The organism is Rhizobium sp. Leaf306 (genome assembly GCF_001423425.1).
Taxonomy (GTDB): domain Bacteria; phylum Pseudomonadota; class Alphaproteobacteria; order Rhizobiales; family Rhizobiaceae; genus Neorhizobium; species Neorhizobium soli.
The window spans coordinates 24,486-44,688 of record NZ_LMNX01000005.1; the positions used below are offsets into that span (position 1 = coordinate 24,486).

At 60.1% G+C, this 20,203-nt stretch carries 18 protein-coding genes; 11 read left to right on the forward strand and 7 right to left on the reverse strand.

The window, feature by feature from the left end; translation table 11 throughout:
* Positions 1–51: 51 nt before the first annotated feature.
* Complete coding sequence (locus ASG19_RS20715; protein ID WP_062462078.1) at positions 52–882, reverse strand: transporter substrate-binding domain-containing protein; 831 nt, start codon at positions 880–882, stop codon at positions 52–54.
* 169 nt (positions 883–1,051) lie between these two features.
* Positions 1,052–1,765: a GntR family transcriptional regulator gene (locus tag ASG19_RS20720; protein WP_062462081.1), complete on the reverse strand. Its 714-nt coding sequence runs from the start codon at positions 1,763–1,765 to the stop codon at positions 1,052–1,054.
* A gap of 234 nt (positions 1,766–1,999) precedes the next feature.
* Here ASG19_RS20720 and ASG19_RS20725 point away from each other — a divergent pair, with 234 nt between their 5' ends.
* The 6 genes from ASG19_RS20725 (at position 2,000) to ASG19_RS20750 (ending at position 7,904) form a co-directional block, all read left to right on the forward strand.
* A complete protein-coding gene (locus ASG19_RS20725; protein ID WP_062462084.1) occupies positions 2,000–3,088 on the forward strand; it encodes an ABC transporter ATP-binding protein in 1,089 nt (362 codons plus the stop codon).
* Between the two features lie 37 nt (positions 3,089–3,125).
* Positions 3,126–4,415: a PotD/PotF family extracellular solute-binding protein gene (locus ASG19_RS20730; RefSeq protein ID WP_062462086.1), complete on the forward strand. Its 1,290-nt coding sequence runs from the start codon at positions 3,126–3,128 to the stop codon at positions 4,413–4,415.
* A 151-nt stretch (positions 4,416–4,566) separates the two neighbouring features.
* The gene (locus ASG19_RS20735; RefSeq protein ID WP_062462089.1) at positions 4,567–5,478 is read left to right on the forward strand and encodes an ABC transporter permease; all 912 of its coding nucleotides are present in this window, start codon (positions 4,567–4,569) and stop codon (positions 5,476–5,478) included.
* A gap of 18 nt (positions 5,479–5,496) precedes the next feature.
* On the forward strand, positions 5,497–6,315 hold the full coding sequence (locus ASG19_RS20740; RefSeq protein ID WP_062462092.1) for an ABC transporter permease: 819 nt from the start codon (positions 5,497–5,499) through the stop codon (positions 6,313–6,315).
* Between the two features lie 9 nt (positions 6,316–6,324).
* Positions 6,325–7,071, forward strand: coding sequence for an aspartate/glutamate racemase family protein (locus tag ASG19_RS20745; RefSeq protein WP_062462095.1), 747 nt, complete (start codon positions 6,325–6,327; stop codon positions 7,069–7,071).
* Positions 7,068–7,904: a GNAT family N-acetyltransferase gene (locus ASG19_RS20750; protein ID WP_062462098.1), complete on the forward strand. Its 837-nt coding sequence runs from the start codon at positions 7,068–7,070 to the stop codon at positions 7,902–7,904. The genes ASG19_RS20745 and ASG19_RS20750 overlap by 4 nt, the downstream gene beginning before the upstream one ends.
* Here ASG19_RS20750 and ASG19_RS20755 read toward each other — a convergent pair.
* The 5 genes from ASG19_RS20755 to ytfQ form a co-directional block, all read right to left on the reverse strand.
* Positions 7,882–8,682, reverse strand: coding sequence for a FadR/GntR family transcriptional regulator (locus ASG19_RS20755; RefSeq protein ID WP_082471960.1), 801 nt, complete (start codon positions 8,680–8,682; stop codon positions 7,882–7,884). The two genes, ASG19_RS20750 and ASG19_RS20755, sit on opposite strands and share 23 nt — an antisense overlap.
* 1 nt (position 8,683) lies before the next feature.
* A complete protein-coding gene (yjfF, locus tag ASG19_RS20760; protein ID WP_082471961.1) occupies positions 8,684–9,670 on the reverse strand; it encodes a galactofuranose ABC transporter, permease protein YjfF in 987 nt (328 codons plus the stop codon).
* The gene (locus ASG19_RS20765) at positions 9,667–10,701 is read right to left on the reverse strand and encodes an ABC transporter permease (RefSeq protein ID WP_062462101.1); all 1,035 of its coding nucleotides are present in this window, start codon (positions 10,699–10,701) and stop codon (positions 9,667–9,669) included. The genes yjfF and ASG19_RS20765 overlap by 4 nt, the downstream gene beginning before the upstream one ends.
* Positions 10,701–12,206 carry a sugar ABC transporter ATP-binding protein gene (locus tag ASG19_RS20770; protein WP_244476252.1) on the reverse strand — a complete coding sequence of 502 codons (1,506 nt, stop codon included), beginning with the start codon at positions 12,204–12,206 and terminating at the stop codon, positions 10,701–10,703. Before ASG19_RS20770 ends, ASG19_RS20765 begins: the two co-directional genes overlap by 1 nt.
* Before the next feature lie 172 nt (positions 12,207–12,378).
* The gene (gene ytfQ, locus ASG19_RS20775) at positions 12,379–13,338 is read right to left on the reverse strand and encodes a galactofuranose ABC transporter, galactofuranose-binding protein YtfQ (protein WP_062462107.1); all 960 of its coding nucleotides are present in this window, start codon (positions 13,336–13,338) and stop codon (positions 12,379–12,381) included.
* 329 nt (positions 13,339–13,667) lie between these two features.
* On the opposite strand from ytfQ, the gene araD1 reads away from it, so the two are divergent.
* The 5 genes from araD1 (at position 13,668) to mmsA (ending at position 20,202) form a co-directional block, all read left to right on the forward strand.
* Complete coding sequence (araD1, locus tag ASG19_RS20780) at positions 13,668–14,657, forward strand: AraD1 family protein (protein WP_062462600.1); 990 nt, start codon at positions 13,668–13,670, stop codon at positions 14,655–14,657.
* A gap of 1 nt (position 14,658) precedes the next feature.
* A complete protein-coding gene (locus ASG19_RS20785; RefSeq protein WP_156466578.1) occupies positions 14,659–15,591 on the forward strand; it encodes a Gfo/Idh/MocA family oxidoreductase in 933 nt (310 codons plus the stop codon).
* Positions 15,592–15,593: 2 nt separating this feature from the next.
* Positions 15,594–17,438, forward strand: coding sequence for an IlvD/Edd family dehydratase (locus ASG19_RS20790; protein WP_062462110.1), 1,845 nt, complete (start codon positions 15,594–15,596; stop codon positions 17,436–17,438).
* 107 nt (positions 17,439–17,545) lie between these two features.
* Positions 17,546–18,589 (forward strand): multiple monosaccharide ABC transporter substrate-binding protein, encoded by a 1,044-nt coding sequence (chvE, locus tag ASG19_RS20795; RefSeq protein ID WP_244474109.1) that lies wholly within the window; start codon positions 17,546–17,548, stop codon positions 18,587–18,589.
* A 53-nt stretch (positions 18,590–18,642) separates the two neighbouring features.
* Complete coding sequence (gene mmsA / locus ASG19_RS20800; protein ID WP_062462117.1) at positions 18,643–20,202, forward strand: multiple monosaccharide ABC transporter ATP-binding protein; 1,560 nt, start codon at positions 18,643–18,645, stop codon at positions 20,200–20,202.
* Position 20,203 lies beyond the last annotated feature (1 nt).

Genomic DNA, 20,203 nt, shown 5'->3' on the forward strand with positions numbered 1-20,203 from the left:
TTGAAGCGGGCAGGACAGGAGCTGTCCTATCCTGCCCGTTCGCAAGGTGTCTTAGAACGCAGGTTCTTTCACTTCGTCCGGCGTATCGAACGTCGTGCCGAACCACTTTTCCTGCAGCTTGGCCAGGCGCCCGTCCTTCTTCATCTTGATGACTTCGGAATTGACGTATTCGACGAGGCTCGCGCTGTCGGCGTCCTTCTTGCCGATGAAGCCGAAATATGACTTCTTGCCGAAGGCGGGTGTCACCACTTCGAAGACGCCGGCGCGCTGCTTTGCGACGAAGGCGATGTTCGGCAGCGAATTTGCGACGGCCACGATACGGCCGGCCGCCAGATCCGCATAGGCGTCGTTGAAGGAAACATATTCGCGGGCGGTCACCTTGGTCGGCAGCGTGGCGGAATATTCCTGCAACTGAGCAAGCTGCGCGGTCGCCTTGCCGGCGCCGACGGCCTTGCCGGCGATGTCTTCAGGCTTGGTGATCAATGTATCGCCGGCTTTCTTCAGGATGGCGACGGTGGCCTCGGCGATCGGCGCAGTCATCTTGAAGCGTTCCAGGCGAGCCTTGGTGATGGTGGCCGGGCCTGCGACGAAATCGAACTTGCCGGCTTCGAGCGCCGGGAAGACGCCATCCCAGGGGAGCTCGACCCATTCGATCTTGACGCCGAGATCCTTGCCCAGTTCTGCGAAGAAATCGACGTTCAGGCCTGAATGCGTGCCGGCATCGATAAAGTCGAAAGGAGCAAAGGCGGTTTCCGTGCCGACCTTCATGACGCCGGCCGCCTTGATGCGGGCAAGCGCGTCATCTGCGGCATGGGCGGAAAACGCCGTGGTTACGAGAAGCGCGGCGCCGACGGCGGCCTTCAGCAGGTGTCTCTTCAGCATTGGTGATGTCTCCACGTTATCGGCATACGCGTGCCGATGGCTGTTCCCGTTTATTGGCTCGGCGGAGTGAACCGGCCAAGCATGGAACAAATAGACAGAGCTTCCCAAACAGAGTCAACGCGCTTTCGCACTGCAATATAGGCGAGGTAAGTGCGCAGATAGCGATCGATCAGCCGATCGCGAGCGCGTCTTTCAAGCCGAGGCCCTGCTTCTCCTGCAGGTCGAGATCGGCCTCGATATGATCGATATGGTGCAGCATCAGGGCGGCCGCCCGCTCGCCATCGCCGGCTTGAAGCGCGTCGAGGATGGCGAAGTGCTCGCTATGGCCGCAGCTCGATACACCTGAGCGGCCGTAAAGCGCGATCACCAGTGAAGAGCGGGCTATCAATTCGTCCATGAAGCGCTGGAGAATGGCATTTCCGGCAACGGAAGCCAGCATCAGGTGGAAATCTCCCGAAGCCTTGATCTCGGCGCGGCGTGCGGCCGGCCCGCGCTCGGTCATGTAGCGCTCTTCTTCCTGAAGCTGTCGGCGGAACTGCTCGATGTCCTCAAGCGTGATCCGCTCGAGCGCCGCCGCGACAATGCCGGGCTCGATCAGCCGGCGCGACGCGAAGATCTGACGCGCTTCGTCCGGCGACGGATTGGAAACGAAGGCGCCGCGGTTTCGCTCGGTCTTCACCAGGCCTTCGAAGGTCAGCATCTGCAGTGCGGCGCGGGCGACGGTGCGGCTGACGTCGAACAGCGAGCCGACTTCGGCTTCCGAAAGCTTGGTTCCCGGCGCCAGCCGACGGTCGATGATCGCGTTGCGCAGCGCTTCGCGTATCGCCATAGACCGGTCTTCCGGCGTCGTCTCACTGAGAATGATCTGCTCGCTGATACTCATCACCACATCCCCTTAATCTCCATTACTCCAGACAAATGGAGATTGCCAGAACGGATGTCTTCGATCCACGGCAAGGATTGCATACGATTTGCGCATGGGATCGGTATCGATCGCACGATTTTTGCGCAGTGCACGCAAAACGCATTTCTCACCGGATTGAAGTTCCAGCAGTGCCAATGGCTTAAGGAAACTGGCACGGCGGATGCATCTCGTTGTGGAAGCAGGGAGCACCGCATGAGCAAGGCCGCCGAAATTGATATCGCCTCCGTCACCAAGACCTATGGGACGACGACGGCGGTCCATGCGATCAGTCTCAAGATCCCGGCCGGCACCTATTGCTGCCTGCTCGGCCCGTCCGGCTGCGGCAAGACCTCGACGCTGAGAATGATCGCGGGCCACGAGAGCATCACGTCGGGCGACGTGCGGCTCGGCAACACGGTGGTCACGGATCTTCCGCCCGCCAAACGCGGCACGGCGATGATGTTCCAGTCCTACGCGCTGTTTCCGCATCTCGATCTCGTCGACAACGTCGCTTTCTCCCTGAAGATGAAGGGCGTCGACAAGGATGTCCGCCGTGCCAAGGCGATGGACCTGCTGCGGCTGATGCAGATGGAAGGCTATGCGACGCGCCGTCCGGCCCAGCTTTCCGGCGGTCAGCAGCAGCGCGTGGCGCTGGCGCGTGCGCTCATCACCGATCCGGAAGCGCTGCTGCTCGACGAGCCGCTTTCGGCGCTCGATCCGTTCTTGAAGATCCGCATGCGCGCGGAGCTGAAGAAGCTGCAGACCTCGCTCGGCATCACCTTCGTGCATGTGACCCACAGCCAGGAAGAGGCGATGGCGCTTGCCGATATCATCGTCATCATGAATGACGGCCGCATCGAGCAGGCTGCCCATCCGCGTGTCGTGTTCGAAAAGCCGGCGACGGCCTTCGTTGCGAAGTTCATGGGCAACCACAACGTCATTTCCGGTCGCGTCACCAAAAGCGCGGGCCAGGAACTGATGCTGTCCGTGCCGGCCGGTGCCGACTTCCTTGCCGTCGGCGACAATGGCGAATTGACCGATCAGGCCGATATCGCCATCCGCACCGATCATGTGCGGATCGGCCAGCCGTCCGAGACGGGCCTCGGCTTCACCGGCTCTATCACCAATATCGAATATCGCGGTTCCTCGGTGAAGCTGTCAGTCAACGGCGCCGGCATCGAGGATTTTACCGCGATCCTCTCCGACACCGATTTCTTCGCCAATCCGGTCAAGGTCGGAGAGGCGATCCCCCTCTGCTGGGGCCGGGAGGACGCCATTGTCCTCGGGCGCCTCAAGCACTGATCCCACTCACAATAATCAACTAGAGGAGAACATGGGAATGACTGAAATCCAAAAGGGCGCAAAGGGACTTTCGCGCCGCTCGCTGCTGAAGACCGCATCCGCCGCTGCCGGCCTTGCCGCCGGCTCGGGCGCCATTACCGGCTTCCCGACTATCTGGGCGCAGAACCCGATCACGATCCGCCAGTTTGGTACAGGCGTTTCGAACCTCAATGCGATTGCCGAAAAGTGCAAGGCCGATCTCGGCATCACGCTCGAGATGACCGCAACGGACTCCGATGCTGCTGCCCAGCGCGCCGTCACGCAGCCGAACTCCTACGACATCGCCGATATCGAATACTGGATCCTCAAGAAGGTCTATCCGGCAGGCGTCATCCAGCCGATGGATGTGAAGAAGCTGAAATATTACGACAAGGTCGTGCCGCTGTTCAAGAACGGCAAGCTGAAGCCCGACAGCGTGATCGCCCAGGGCACGGCGCCGCATACGGTCGGCTTCGTTGAAAAGGCGGGCGATAAGAAGTTCGCCAAGGAAGAGACCCAGTGGTTCACCATGATGCCGACGATCTACAATGCCGATACGCTCGGCATTCGTCCGGATCTGGTCGGTCGTGAGATCTCCACCTGGGCCGATATCATGGACCCGAAGTTCAAGGGCAAGACGTCCATCCTGAACATTCCGTCGATCGGCATCATGGATGCCGCGATGATCATGGAAGCCATGGGCAACATCAAATATGCCGACAAGGGCAACATGACCAAGGCGGAGATCGATGCGACCATCGATTTCCTGATCAAGGCCAAGCAGGCAGGCCAGTTCCGCGCCTTCTGGAAGTCGTTCGACGAAAGCGTCAACCTGATGTCGTCGGGCGAAGTCATCATCCAGTCGATGTGGTCGCCAGCCGTTGCCGCTGTCCGCTCCAAGGGCATCGCCTGCAAGTATCAGCCGCTCAAGGAAGGCTATCGCTCGTGGGGCGGCGGTCTCGGTCTTGCCGCGCATCTGTCCGGCGCCAAGCTCGATGCGGTCTATGAATATATCAACTGGTACACATCCGGTTGGGTCGGTGCCTACCTCAACCGCCAGGGTTACTATTCCGCCGCCATGGACACCGCCAAGGAACACATGTCGGCCGACGAATGGGGCTACTGGATCGAAGGCAAGGCAGCCCAGGGCGATATCGTCGCGCCCGATGGCAAGGTCATGGAAAAGGCCGGTGCGGTTCGCGATGGCGGCTCCTTCGAGGAACGCATGGGCCATGTGGCCTGCTGGAATTCGGTGATGGATGAGGACCGTTACATGGTTCGCCGCTGGAACGAGTTCATCGCGGCGTAACGGCAGGTACGACATGTCCCCTCCCCCTTGTGGGGAGGGTTAGGGAGGGGCCTTTCTTCAAAACCCCTCCCGGCCTGCCGGCCACCCTCCCCACAAGGGGGAGGGGGACTTGCGGCACCGCTCCATCTTTCGACGAAGGCAGGAAACACCGATGGCGACGATCACATCCGCGGACGCGGTGAAACCGGAAATGCCCAAAGCCCGCAGCTTTCGCATCCCGCTCGGCCTCGTCTCCTATCTGCAGGCGACGCCGCTGACGCTGATCCTTGGGTTCTTCCTGGCGCTTCCCATCCTGATGATCGTGATCGTGAGTTTCTGGGATTACGATTTCGCCCAGATGTATCCCGACTTTTTGACCATGAACTATGTGGAAACGCTCGGATCCTGGGTCACCTGGAAGACCTATCTCAACACGCTGAAATTTGCGGCGATCGTCTGGGCGATCACGCTGTTCGTCGGATTCTGGGTCGCCTATTTTCTCGCCTTCCACATTCGCACCTCGGCGATGCAGATGGTGCTGTTTCTGGTCTGCACCGTGCCGTTTCTGACATCCAACATCATCAGGATGATTTCGTGGATCCCGGTTCTCGGGCGAAACGGGTTGATCAACAGCGCGCTCGTCAGTGCCGGCATCGTGCCGGAGCCGATCCAGTGGCTGCTCTACTCGGATTTCGCCGTGGTGCTTGCCATGGTGCATCTCTACACGCTGTTCATGGTGACGCCGATCTTCAACACGCTGATGCGCATCGACAAATCGCTCGTCGAAGCGGCGCGTGATGCCGGCGCCACGTCCTTTCAGATCCTCACCAATGTCATCATTCCGCTTGCCAAGCCCGGCATGGCGATCGGCACGATCTTCGTGGTGACGCTTGTGATGGCCGACTTTTCCACCGTGCAGGTCATGTCCGGCGGCCAGAGCGCTTCGGTGGCGCTGATGATGAAGAACCAGATGTCGTTGCTGCAATATCCGGCTGCCGCCGCCAACGCGGTGGTTCTCCTGGTCCTCGTTCTCTTGATGGTCGCGGGCATCCTGCGCATCGTCGATATCCGCAAAGAACTGTGAAGATGGGGGAGCTTTGAGATGCACAGCGACAAGCGCGGCCGCGAATTCTATTTCCTCGCCCTATTCTTCGCCATCTTCGTGCTGTTTCTATACGGGCCCCTGTCGGCGGTGCTGATCCTGTCGTTCCAGGGACCGAATGGCGGCCTGACATTTCCGTTGAACGGCGTCTCCACCCGCTGGTTCGTCAATCTGTTCGAGACCCAGGCGGTCGGCGACTTCGGTGGTTCGTTCCGCCGCTCCACGGCACTCGGGGTGATGGTGATGATCGTCACCGTCGTCGTGGCACTTCTGGCGGGCCTTGCCTTTCGCCGCAAGTTTGCGGGTGCGACGGCTCTCTTTTATCTGGCAGTGGCCAGTCTCGTCGTGCCGTCGATCATCGTCTCGCTCGGCATCGGCGTCGTTTTCCAGCAGTTCGGGCTGGAGCCTACCTGGTACACGTCTGCCTTCGGCGCGCATCTGACCTGGACCCTGCCGTTCGGCGTGCTGATCATGTTTGCCGTGTTCAACCGCTTTTCGCCCGCCTATGAAGAGGCCGCGCGCGATCTCGGCGCCTCGTCCTGGCAGACGTTTTCCAATGTCGTGCTGCCGATGATCGCACCCAGCCTGATCGGCGTCGGACTGTTCGGCTTCACGCTTTCCTATGACGAGTTTGCCCGCACGCTGATGACGGCTGGCACGTACAATACGCTGCCACTCGAAATCTACGGCATGACCACCAATGTCACGACGCCGGTACTTTATGCGCTGGGGACGGTGACGACGGTGTTCTCGTTCCTGGTCATTGCCGGAACGCTCGGCTTGATCGTCTATATCAACCGTCGCCGCCTGCGGAGCTGAACCCACACGATGCGCATTCTGATCGTCAACCCCAATACAACGGCCAGCATGACGGCGACCGTTGCCGACAGCGCCGCCCGCGTTGCCAATTCCGGCACGCAGATCGAGGCCGTCACATCGTCCATGGGGCCGGTGTCGATCGAGGGCTATTATGATGAGGTGTTTGCGGTCCCCGGCCTTTTGGTCGAGCTTGCCAAGGGTGAAAAGGCCGGTGCCGACGCGGCGATCATCGCCTGTTTCGATGATACGGGGCTCGATGCGGCGCGGGCTCTCGCAAACATTCCGGTTATCGGCATCTGCGAAGCGGCGCTTTCTGCCACCGCCTTTATCGCGCAACGCTTTACCATCGTGACGACCATGGAGCGCTCACGCCTGCCGCTCGAACATCTCGTCCATCGCTATGGCATGTCTGGCCGCTGCAAGGTGCGGGCCGCCGATATCCCGGTTCTGTCGCTGGAAGATCCGACATCCAACGCGCGCGAGCGCCTTCGCTTAGAAATCGCGCTAGCCTTGAAGGAAGACAAGGCCGAGGCGATCGTGCTCGGTTGCGCCGGCATGGCAGACCTCACCGCAGAGCTGCGGGCCGAATTCGGGGTGCCAGTCGTGGATGGTGTCGCGGCTGCCGTCAAACAGGCGGAAATGCTGGTGGCACTCGGCCTGTCGACAGCTAAAAACGGCGCCTATGCGACGCCGGTCAACAAGCTGTATGCGGGGCTTCTCGAGGGTTTTGCGCCTAGCAGGCTTGCGACGCGATGACAGGCTCAGCCGTCATCCGGACGCTGGCACTTTCGGAGCTTGAATGCCTTCTCGACTGGGCGAGAGCGGAAGGCTGGAACCCCGGGCTTGCCGATGCGGCGGCCTTTCATGCGGCGGATCCCGAGGGGTTCATCGGCTGTTTCGTCAATGGCGTACTAGCAGCGGGCATCTCCGCTGTGCGATACGGCCATGACTTCGGGTTTATCGGCCTCTATATCGCAAATCCCGATTTTCGCGGGCAGGGTATGGGCCGGCGTGTATGGGATGCTGGCATGGCCCATCTGGAGGGACGCACGATCGGTCTCGATGGCGTTGCGGAGCAACAGCAGAATTATCGCAGCATGGGGTTCGAGCCGTTCTACGAGAGTATACGCTGGAGTGGCCGCCTCAAAGGTACCGCCGTTGCCGGCGTGACCGATGTCAACGTTGGTAATTTGCCGGCTATCATCCACTACGATGGCAGCGTCTTCCCGCAAGTCCGCGAGGCGTTTCTTCACGCGTGGCTGAAGCCGCCGAGGTCGACGAAGGTCCTGATCGAGGATGAAGAGATCAGAGGCTACGGCGTCTGCCGAAAATGTCGCGACGGGTTCAAGATCGGTCCGCTTTTTGCCGAAGGTTTGAGCGAAGCCGTATCGTTGCTGCGAGGCCTTGCCGTGGAAACCGGAGGCGAGACCATTCACATTGATGTGCCGGCGCCGCAGCAGGCATTTGCCGACTATCTGGCAGAAGCCGGATTCAAAAAAGGTTTTACGACAGCCCGAATGTATCGCGGCTTGCCGCCGTCAGCGCAGACATCCGATGTCTTCGGGGTCACGACGTTGGAACTCGGGTAGAATCCGGGAAGCGCAGCTCGGCGGTTTTGTTGCCTGGCACGTTCTCCGCAGCATCCAGCGACGTGCGGATGCGGATTTTGCCGACGTCGATCACATGACGCATCGCCGACATCGCCTTTTGCGGATCGCGGGACGCGATGGCATGGGCGATGCGCAGATGGTTGGAGGCGACTTCGTCGATCATTTCCGGCGACGCGGCCGGTGACGACAGCTGGAAGGAAATCGCCAGTGCCGCCTCGATCAAAGCGCTTGCCGAACGCATGAACGGATTGCCGGACATGCGGGCAATGGCCAGGTGGAATTCGAGATCCACGTTGGCGATTGATTCCGGCGTGTGGTTGAGATTGTCGAATTTGGCAGCGATCGCGTAAAGCGAAACGATGTCGTCGCTCGTTGCCCTCAAAGCCGCCGCCGCCGCCGCTGCCGGCTCAAGCGCGGTGCGCATTTCGGCCAGATGCTCGATGAACTCGTAGTCGAGACTCGTCTCGAAACGCCAACTCAAGACATCCGCGTCGAAGAAATTCCAGCTCGAACTGTCGAGGACGCGGGTACCGACCTTCGCCTTGGCTTCGACCAGCCGCTTGGCAGACAGCGTCTTCATCGCCTCGCGTAACACCGTGCGCGATACGCCGAACCGTGCCGAAAGCTCGGTGTCGCCGGGCAGGAGAGAGCCTTCCGGGAACGTGCCGGAAACGATCCCGCGGCCAAGCCCAGCGACCACCGTTGCGTGGTTGCTACGGCGCTTTCGCCCGTTAATCGTCGTTTCCAGCAAACTCAAACTAGATCTCCTTAAGCCGACTCTCGGCCAATCGCCGGTTTGAATACCAGATGATACCGCGCTGCAACACAATGAACACGAAAAGGAGGATGCCGATGACGATCTTCGTCCACCAGGAAGACAGTGTTCCGTCGAAGACGATGTAGGTCTGGATCAGGCCTTGGATAAGAATGCCGACGAACGTGCCGGCCACAAGCCCGACGCCGCCGGTCAAAAGCGTTCCGCCGATGACAACTGCCGCAATCGCATCGAGTTCGACGCCGACGGTCGCAAGCGAATAACCCGACGAGGTATAAAGCGTGTATGCGATTCCGGCGAGGCCCGATAGGAAGCCTGACAGGGCATAGATGCCGATCGTCGTGGAGCCGACGGGTACGCCCATCAGTTCCGCCGACTGGATATTGCCGCCGATCGCGTAGACATTTGCGCCGAACCGCGTCCTTCCGGCAATGAACCCGCCGATGATGAAGACGAGCAGCATCAAGATCGCAAGCGCCGTCAGCCGCCCGCCGCCGGGAAAGCGAAAGTAGAAACCCTGGATCGCGTCGATCATCTCGTGGCTGATCGGTACCGACGCGGTGGAAATCAGGTAGGCGGCACCGCGCGCGAGAAACATGCCGGCCAGTGTGACGACGAAAGGCGGAATGCCAAGATAACGGATCATCGCACCCATCAGGCTGCCAAACAGCGTGGAGATGACGAGAACGGCCAAGAACGCGGTGAGGGGGTGCAGGCCGAGCGAGCCGACGGCCACGGCCACGAACACGCTCGTGAAGGCGATCACCGAGCCGATCGAGAGATCGATGCCTCCCGACAGAATGACGAAGGTCATGCCGACAGCGGCGATGCCGAGAAACGCGTTGTCCGTCAGCAGATTGCCGATCACCCTCGTCGACAGCATGTTCGGAAACTGCAGGATGCAGAGACCGTAGGCTATGACGAAGATGGCAAGCGTCGTGACGAAGGGAAGGTTGCGGGTGTGGATCATCTTGCCGCTCCTTCAACCTTGGAAACCGGGTTCTTGCTGGCTTTCGGCTGCGACCTCAAGAAGCCGAGCATGGTGATCACGGCGGGTGATTGCAGTGTCAGCACGATGATGATGATGCCGGCCTTGATGATGAGGTTGAATTCCGGCGGGAAGCCGGAAACGAGAATGCCGGTGTTGATCGACTGGATGATCAGCGCGCCGATCAGCGAGGCGGTGATCGAGAAGCGCCCGCCGTTCAGCGACGTCCCGCCGATCACAACCGCGAGGATTGCGTCGAGTTCGAGCCAGAGACCGGCATTGTTGGCATCGGCGCCACGGATATCGGCGGTGACGATCAGGCCGGCGACTGCGGCACACAGGCCCGAGATCGCATAGACGAAGAACAGCAGGAAGCGGGCCTTCACACCGGCAAGCGTTGCGGCACGCCGGTTGATGCCGGTTGCCTCGATCAGGAAGCCGAGCGCCGAGCGGCGGACCAGCAGGCCGACGAGAAGGCCGGTGCCGAGCCAGAGAAAGATCGGGATCGGAATGCCGGCGAAGGAACCGGATCCGAGCGCTGAAAACGTGTCGTCATTGAAGGTGAGGATGACGCCCTCTGTGATCAGCTGGGCAATCCCGCGTCCCGCCACCATCAGGATCAGCGTTGCGATGATCGGCTGGATATCGAGGAGGGCAACAAGAATGCCATTCCAGAGACCGCAGACGAGGCCGATGCCGAGCGATACGACGATGACGACGGGGATCGGATATCCATCGGCGATCAGCGTTGCGGCAACGGCACCGCAAATGGCGATGACGGCGCCGATCGAAAGATCGATACCGCGCGTCGCGATGACCAGCGTCATGCCGATAGTCAAAAGGGCCACCGGTGCGGCGCGCACCAGAATGTCGATCAGGCTGCCGTAGACGCGGCCGTTCTGGACCGAGATCGTCAGGAAGCCGGGCGCGATCGCCGTGATCATGCCGAGGATGATCGCAAGCGCGATCAGCTGCGGCGCAAGTCGCTTGAGGCGACGGGTTATCGGGTTCATCAGGCGGCCTCCGTCCGGTTCGGTGCGGCAATCGCCTGCATGATATTGTCGGCATTGACGTCGCTGCCGGTGAGTTCCGCCACGTGGCGGCGGTCGGAGAGTACAATGACCCGGTGGGCGATCGCCGTCAGTTCCTCCAGTTCGGAGGAAATCACAACAAGCGACATGCCTTCGGCACACAGCCGCTCGATCATTTTCAGGATTTCCGCGTGAGCGCCGATATCGATGCCGCGGGTCGGTTCGTCGAGGATCAGAAGCCGTGGTTCCGTCGCCAGCCAACGCGCGAGGATCGCCTTCTGCTGGTTGCCGCCGGAGAGGAATTTGATCGGCCGCTGGGCATCCGCGGGGCGAATGTCCAAGGATTTGATAAACCCTTCAGCCAGAGCCTGGCGCTCACGCGACGAAATCGGTTTTGCCCAGCCCTGACGGGCCTGCAGTGCCAAAGCGATATTGTCGGCCACGGAAAGATCGCCGATGATTCCATCCGTCTTGCGTTCTTCCGGACAGAAGCCAAAACCGTTGGAGATTGCCGCGACCGGCGAGGAGAGGGCGATCTCCTTGCCGTCGATGCTGGCTGTGCCGCTGTCTGCGCGGTCGATGCCGAAAAGGAGGAAGGCCGTTTCGCTGCGGCCGGACCCGAGAAGTCCGGCGACGCCGACTACTTCGCCTGGGCGGATGTCGAGATCGAACGGGGCGACGCTGCCGCGTTTTCCGTAGCCGGCAAAGCGAATAGGCGCCTCGCCGGTCGGGGCGACGGCTTCTTCCTGGGCCTGATGCTCGCGGGTAATGTCCTGCAGCTCGCGGCCCAGCATCATGGAGATGAGTTCGAGACGCGGCAGTTCGGCCAGCGCCCGGATGCCCACCAGTCTGCCATTGCGCAGCACGGTGACCCGGTCGGCCACCGCATAGACCTGGTTTAGAAAGTGGGTGATGATGATGATGCCGAGACCCTGTTCGCGCAGCCGGCGCAGCACGACGAACAGCATTTCGACTTCCTGGCTGTCGAGACTCGCGGTCGGTTCGTCGAGAACAAGCACCTTGCCGGAAAGATCGACGGCACGGGCGATCGCGACGATCTGGCGGATCGCGACGGAATAGGAGGAGAGAAGGGCATCGACGTCGATATCGAGGCCGTATCTCGCGAGAAGCGCTTTCGCGCGGCGACGCATCTCGCGTCGATCGATGAACCCGAAGCGGCTTGGCTGGCGACCGAGGAACAGGTTTTCGGCCACCGTGAGGTTTTCGAGAAGATTGACTTCCTGATAGACGGTGCCGATGCCGAGCGCCTGCGCTTCCGCGACGTTGGCCGGCGTCACGTCTTGGCCATCGAGCCGCATCTCGCCGCGGTCACGCGTGTAGACACCTGTCAGGATCTTGATCAACGTGGATTTGCCGGCGCCATTTTCACCAAGCAGCGCGTGGATTTCACCCCGCTGCAGCGTGAAGTCCACGCCCTCAAGCGCGGTGACGCCGAGAAAGGATTTGCCGATGCCCCTTGCTTCCATGAGCGGGTCATCGAGACGTTCCCGGTTTGTGGCGGAGAACGAATTTTCTGAGGAAGTCTGTATGTCTGTCATGCTCCAGCCCGCATAAGTGGAGGCCGGGACAGCTCTTGAAAAAGCTGCCCCGGTTGAAAACTGCCCGGCTCGGTCGAGAGCTAGATCGGGCGGCGGGAGATCAGTAGCCGAGGCCCTTCTTGGCTTCGTACACCTTCATCGGGTCATCAGAAGCCGTGTACAGCTTCGATTCTGTCTGGATCCACTTTGGTGGTTCCTTCTTGTCCTTCAGGTAGGCTTCGAGTGCGTCGAGCGCGGGGCCTGCCATGTTCGGCGTGAGCTCCACAGTCGCGTTTGCTTCACCCTTCGACATAGCCTGGAAAATATCCGGAACGGCGTCGATCGAGACGACCTTGATGTCGGTGCCCGGCTTCAGGCCGGCTTCCTTGATGGCCTGGATCGCGCCGACGGCCATGTCATCATTATGAGCGTAAACGGCGCAGATGCCCTTGCCGCCGCCTTCTGCCTTGATGAAGCTTTCCATGACTTCCTTACCCTTGGTGCGGGTAAAGTCACCGGTCTGCGAACGCGCGATCTTGATGTTCGAATGCGAGGCAATAGCCTGTTCGAAACCCTTCTTGCGGTTGATGGCAGGTGAGGAACCGGTGGTTCCCTGCAGTTCCACGACCTTGCAGTCCTTGGAGCCGACATCCTTCACCAGCCAGTCGCCTGCAACCTTGCCTTCAAAGGTCTGGTCAGAGGTGACGGCCGTCAGGTAGAGATCTTTCGGTGCATCGATTTCGCGGTCGAGAAGGATGACAGGGATCTTTTCTTCCTTGGCTTCCTTCAGGACTGCGTCCCAGCCGGTGGCAACGACAGGTGCGATCAGGATCGCATCGACGCCCTGGGCGATAAAGCCCCGGATTGCCTTGATCTGGTTTTCCTGCTTCTGCTGCGCATCGGCAAACTTCAGGGTGATGCCGCGCTTTTCGGCCTGCTGCTTCGTTACTGTCGTTTCGGCAGCGCGCCAGCCGGATTCAGATCCGATCTGCGAGAAGCCGATTGTCAGGGATTTTGCGGAAACGCTCGAAGCCAGGCATGCGGTAACAATGGCGGTAGCCGCCCATAGTGCTTTCTTCATCTTAAATCCTCCCAGAGATGATAAGAAAACTGACGGTCGAAGGTTTGGCATATAATCATACTTTTGCAAGACGCAAAATTGCGAAAAATCACGCTTTCGAAACGCGATTTTGCGAGATCCTCATTTATCTATATGATTCAACTCGCTATTTAGAATTCTCCCTTGTTTACGATGATGGCACTCTGAAGCCATCTCGTTCTTGACAGTACGTCCCGTTATCCAATAGTCGTATTAATGACGCATCGGATCGTGATCTGATGGGAGGGGTTGGCGCGGTTTCGGGAGACATTGCGCTTCAATATTATCAGACTTATCGGATGGCAGGGCATATGTTGCGAATTCTTCAGGTTGCGAGCTTGTCTGGCGATGTTCAGGTTGTCGCCTGGAGCGGAGATAATCCGCGCGTCGTCAATGGCGTTTCCTCAACCTACGAGCTTGCCCAGAAGGCCATTGCAGCAGGCCTGAGTCTGGCGCAGCAGATCGAAGCACTCGGGCTTGGTGATGAAGTCGACCTCGACGTTGCCGCGCAGAGCGGACGTCTTGGTCTGCCGGTCTCGCATCCCGATCCAGCCCACTTCATCGTCGCCGGCACCGGCCTCACGCATCTCGGTTCCGCCGATGGTCGCGACAAGATGCACAAGGCAGCGCAGTCGGAAGAAAAGCCGACCGATTCCATGCGCATGTTCCTTATGGGCGTCGAGGGCGGCAAGCCGAAGGACGGCGAAGTCGGTGCGCAGCCGGAATGGTTCTACAAGGGCAATGGAACGCAGCTGCGCGCAACCGGCGAAGATCTCGTTTCTCCCTCGTTCGCGCTCGATGGCGGCGAGGAGCCGGAACTGGCGGCGATCTATCTGATCGGCCCCGACGGCACGCCGTTCCGCCTCGGCTTCTGTCTCTCCAACGAATTTTCCGATCACGTGACGGAGAAGGGCAACTATCTCTGGCTTGCCCATTCCAAGCTGCGCCAGGCAGCGCTCGGACCGGAACTTCTGGTCGGCGAACTGCCTGATCATGTCGAAGGCACGTCGCGCATCCATCGCGGTGACAAGGTGATCTTCGAAAAGCCGTTCCTGTCGGGCGAAGCGAACATGTCGCACTCGATCGCCAACCTCGAATACCACAATTTCAAATACGACCTGTTCCGCCAGCCGGGCGATCTACATGTCCATTTTTTCGGCACGGCGACGCTGTCGGTCTCGCATGGCATCAAGACCGAAGCCGGCGATGTGTTCGAGATCGATGCGGCGCCGTTCAAGCTTCCGCTCGTGAACCGTCTGGCTGTGGCAGCGGAAACGCCTGTCGCGATCAAGGCGCTCTGAGGTGGCCATGACCCCCATTCGTCTCGCTATCGTCGGACTTGGCAAGATTGCCAGGGACCAGCATCTCGGCGCAATCGAAGCGACCGACGGGATCGATCTCGTCGCAGTCGCCAGCCGCAACGCCTCGCTCGAAAATGTCGCGTGCTTTGCTGATATTCACGAGCTTTTGGCTTCCGGCGTCGAAATCGACGCTGTCTCTCTCTGTACGCCGCCCCAGGGCCGGTTCGAGCAGGCAAAGGCAGCGCTTGAAGCCGGCAAGCATGTAATGCTCGAAAAGCCGCCGGGCGCGACGCTTTCGGAGGTCTTTGCGCTGGAAACGCTGGCGAGAGAAAAAGGCCTCAGCCTGTTTGCAACATGGCATTCCCGCGCTGCCGCGGCTGTCGAGCCTGCAAGGGCGTTGATCGCCGAGCGGACGTTGAAAAGCGTTTCGGTCGAGTGGAAGGAAGATGTTCGCCACTGGCATCCGGGTCAGGCGTGGATCTGGGAGCCGGGCGGTCTCGGCGTTTTCGATCCCGGCATCAATGCTCTGTCGATCGTCACGCGGATCATGCCCGAAACGTTTCATCTCGTGCGCTCCGAACTGACCTTCCCGGCCAATCGTGCAGCGCCGATCGCTGCAGGCCTTGCCTTCGAAACGAAAAGCGGCTTGCCTGTGGCGGCCGAATTCGACTGGCGTCAGACGGGGCCGCAGACCTGGGACATCCGGGTCGAGACCGAAGAGGGCACGATCGTCCTCACTCACGGCGGCAGCCGCCTGATCGTCGACGGCGAGGCGCAGATCGTCGAGGAAGATCGCGAATATCGCAATCTGTATCGGGATTTCGTGGCGCTCGTCACCAAGGGTGACAGCGATACGGATTTCTCACCGCTGGTGCATGTGGCGGATGCCTTCATGCTTGGCCGGCGCATTGAAACTGAAGCATTCGAGGACTGAAGATGAGCAATTCGGAAAACGCGCCCTCAAGTGAAATCGCCGAAACCGGAGAGCGCCGCCAGGACGCGCGTAAGCTGCGGTCGCGCGCCTGGTTCGATAATCCTGACAATGTCGACATGACCGCGCTCTATCTCGAGCGCTACATGAACTTCGGTCTCAGCCAGGCCGAACTTCAGTCGGACCGGCCGATCATCGGCATCGCCCAGACCGGTTCGGACCTGTCGCCGTGCAACCGCCACCACCTCGAGCTTGCCAACCGTCTGCGCGAAGGTATTCGCGAAGCGGGCGGCATCGCCATCGAATTTCCGGTGCATCCGATCCAGGAAACCGGCAAGCGCCCGACCGCGGGCCTTGACCGCAACCTAGCCTATCTCGGCCTTGTCGAAGTTCTCTACGGTTACCCGCTCGATGGCGTCGTGCTGACGATCGGCTGCGACAAGACCACGCCAGCCTGTCTTATGGCTGCTGCCACCGTCAACATTCCAGCCATCGCCCTGTCGGTCGGCCCGATGCTGAACGGCTGGTTCCGCGGTGAACGCACCGGTTCCGGGACGATCGTCTGGAAGGCACGCGAACTTCTGGCCAAGGGCGAGATCGATTACGCGGGCTTTGTGAAGCTTGTCGCGTCTTCGGCACCATCCACCGGCTATTGCAACACAATGGGCACGGCAACGACGATGAATTCGCTGGCCGAAGCGCTGGGCATGCAGCTGCCGGGTTCGGCCGCCATCCCGGCTCCTTACCGTGACCGCCAGGAAGTCTCGTATCTCACTGGCCTTCGCATCGTCGAAATGGTCAGGGAAGACCTGAAGCCTTCGGATATTCTGACCAAGGACGCTTTCATCAACGCCATCCGCGTCAATTCCGCGATCGGCGGCTCGACCAATGCGCCGATCCATCTGAACGCGCTCGCCCGCCATACCGGCGTGGAACTGACGGTCGACGACTGGCAGACCTATGGCGAGGAAGTGCCTCTCCTGGTCAACCTGCAGCCAGCCGGCGAATATCTCGGTGAAGACTATTACCATGCCGGCGGTGTTCCGGCTGTTGTCAACCAGCTGATGACGCAGGGCCTCATCAACGAAGATGCGATGACGGTGAACGGTAAGACGATCGGCGACAACTGTCGCGGTGCGATCATCGAGGACGACAAGGTCATCAAGCGCTACGACGAACCGCTGAAGGCACGGGCCGGCTTCCGCGTTCTGCGCGGCAACCTGTTCTCCTCGGCCATCATGAAGACCAGCGTTATCTCGCCTGAGTTCCGCGAGCGTTACCTCTCCAATCCGAACGATCCGGAAGCCTTCGAAGGCCGTGCGATCGTGTTCGACGGTCCGGAAGATTATCACCACCGCATCGACGATCCATCGCTCGAGATCGACGAGCATTCGGTTCTCTTCATGCGCGGTGCCGGTCCGATCGGTTATCCGGGCGCTGCCGAAGTCGTCAACATGCGCGCTCCCGATTACCTTCTGAAACGGGGTATCAGCTCGCTCGCCTGCATCGGTGATGGACGCCAGTCCGGCACGTCGGGCAGCCCGTCGATCCTCAACGCGTCTCCGGAAGCGGCAGCAGGTGGTGGTCTTGCACTTTTGAAGACCGGCGACCGTGTGCGCATCGATCTCGGTCGCGGCGAAGCCAACATCCTGATTTCGGATGATGAGCTTGCACAACGTCGAAGCACTCTGGACGCCGAGGGCGGCTATCGCTATCCGAAGCACCAGACGCCGTGGCAGGAAATCCAGCGCGGCATCGTCGGGCAGATGGAGACCGGCGCGGTTCTCGAGCCGGCTATCAAATACCAGCGTATTGCGCAGACCGAAGGTCTGCCGCGCGACAATCACTGACCTTTCAGAGGTCGTGAGGAGAGGCGGGGAGCCTCTCCCGGATAATACGGCAGCTTAATTGTGAGCTGCTTGAAACGGAGGAGTTACTTATGAAAATTTTGAAACTCATGACCACGGTCGCAATTTTCGCAGGTGTCGCGCTCGCGTCGCCTGTGTTTGCTGCAGACAAGGGTCTCGTCGGCGTCGCAATGCCGACCAAGTCTTCTGCCCGCTGGATCGCCGATGGCGACAACATGGTCAAGGTTCTGAAAGAACGCGGCTATGACGTGGACCTTCAGTACGCTGAAGACGATATCCCGAACCAGCTGTCGCAGATCGAGAACATGGTCACCAAGGGTGCCAAGGTTCTCGTGATCGCATCGATCGACGGCACGACACTGTCCGACGTTCTGCAGCAGGCTGCCGATCAGAAGATCAAGGTCATTGCCTATGACCGTCTGATCCGCGAAACACCGAATGTCGACTATTACGCGACCTTCGACAACTTCCAGGTCGGCGTTCAGCAGGCAACCTCGCTGGTAAAGGGCCTCAAGGCCGATACCGAAAAGGGCCCGTTCAACATCGAACTGTTCGGCGGTTCGCCGGACGACAACAACGCCTTCTTCTTCTATAACGGTGCGATGAGCGTCCTTCAGCCGCTGATCGACAAGGGCACGCTCAAGGTCGGCTCCGGCCAGACCGGCATGGACAAGGTCGCGACCCTTCGTTGGGATCCGGCAACTGCCCAGTCTCGCATGGACGCCATCCTGTCCTCGACCTATTCCGACAAGAAGCTGAACGGCGTTCTGTCTCCCTATGACGGTATCTCGCTCGGCATCATCTCGTCGCTGAAGGGCGTAGGCTACGGTTCCGGCGACATGCCGATGCCGATCGTCTCCGGTCAGGACGCGGAAGTGCCTTCGGTCAAGTCGATCATCGCCGGCGAACAGTATTCGACGATCTACAAGGACACGCGCGAACTCGCGAAGGTCACTGTTGATATGGTCGACGCTGCCATGAACGGCAAGGAACCGGTTGTCACCGACACCAAGACCTATGACAACGGCAAGAAGGTCGTTCCGTCCTACCTGCTGAAGCCAGTTGTCGTCGACAAGACGAACTGGAAGGTCCTCGTCGATACCGGCTACTACCAGGAATCGCAGCTCAAGTAAGTCTCTGGCCGCGCGGCGCAAGCGTCGCGCGGCTTCCTATTCCAGGAGTTCTCATGCTTGATCCTGTATTGTCGGCGGACAAACCGCCTATTTTGGAAATGCGCGGCATTTCAAAAAGTTTTGGCGCCGTTAAGGCGCTTTCGGACGTCAGCTTTACCGTCAAGGAAGGCGAGATTCACGCCCTTGTCGGCGAGAACGGTGCCGGCAAGTCGACGCTGATGAAGGTGCTTTCGGGCGTGTACCCGCATGGTTCCTACGAAGGCTCGATCCTGTTCGACGGCGAGGAACGCCACTTCCGCGACATCAACGATTCCGAAAAGCTCGGTATCATCATCATTCACCAGGAGCTCGCGCTCATCCCGCTGATGTCGATTGCCGAGAACATCTTTCTCGCGAACGCGCCATCCAAGTACGGAGTGATCGACCGCGATGCTCGCTACATCCGCACCAAGGCCCTGCTCGCCAAGGTCGGTCTCGTTGCCGAGGTGCCCGAAACCCTCATCACCAACCTCGGTGTCGGCAAGCAGCAGCTGGTCGAGATCGCCAAGGCACTGTCCAAGGACGTGCGCCTGCTGATCCTCGACGAGCCGACCGCTTCGCTCAACGAAACCGACAGCGCAGCCCTGCTCGAACTCCTCAAGGAATTCCGCCGCAACGGCATTACCTCGATCATGATCAGCCACAAGCTGAACGAGATCTCGGAAGTTGCGGACCGCATCACCGTGCTGCGCGACGGCCGTACGGTCGGCACGCTCGACTGTCACGAAGGTCCGGTCGACGAGGACGAGATCGTCCGTCGCATGGTCGATCGCGATCTCGAAAGCCGTTACCCGAAGCGCGAGCCGAAGATCGGCGAGGTGATCTTCGAGGTCGACGACTGGTCCGTCCACCATCCGCAGCATTCGCACCGCAAGGTGGTCAAGAACGTGTCCATGAAGGTCCGGGCCGGCGAAGTCGTCGGCATCTCCGGCCTGATGGGGTCCGGCCGCACCGAGTTCGCGATGAGCGTGTTCGGTCGCGCCTATGGCCGCGATATTTCCGGCACCGTGAAGATCCATGGCAAGCCAGCGGATACATCGGACGTGCACCGGGCGATCAAGGCGGGCCTTGCCTATGTCACGGAAGACCGCAAACATCTCGGGCTGATCCTGTCTGAGGACATCCGCAAGAATGTCTCGCTCGCGCATCTGGGCGGCGTTTCGTCACGCGGCGTGATCGACGACATCCGTGAAATGAAGGTTGCCCAGGAATTCCGCGACCGTATGCGGATCCGCAGCCATAACGTCTACCAGGAAACCGGCAAGCTTTCCGGCGGCAACCAGCAAAAGGTCGTGCTGTCGAAATGGCTGTTCACCAACCCGGACATCCTGATCCTGGACGAACCCACACGCGGCATCGATGTCGGCGCCAAGTACGAAATCTATTCCATCATCAACGAACTTGCGGATGCCGGTAAGGCAGTCATCGTGATCTCGTCCGAAATGCCCGAGCTCATCGGCATCTGCGACAGGATTATGGTCATGCACGAGGGCGAATTTGTCGGCGAAGTCGCCGGCGAAGAGGCAACGCAGGAAAATATCATGCGCGCTATCATGCGCCGCAAGGGGAGATAAT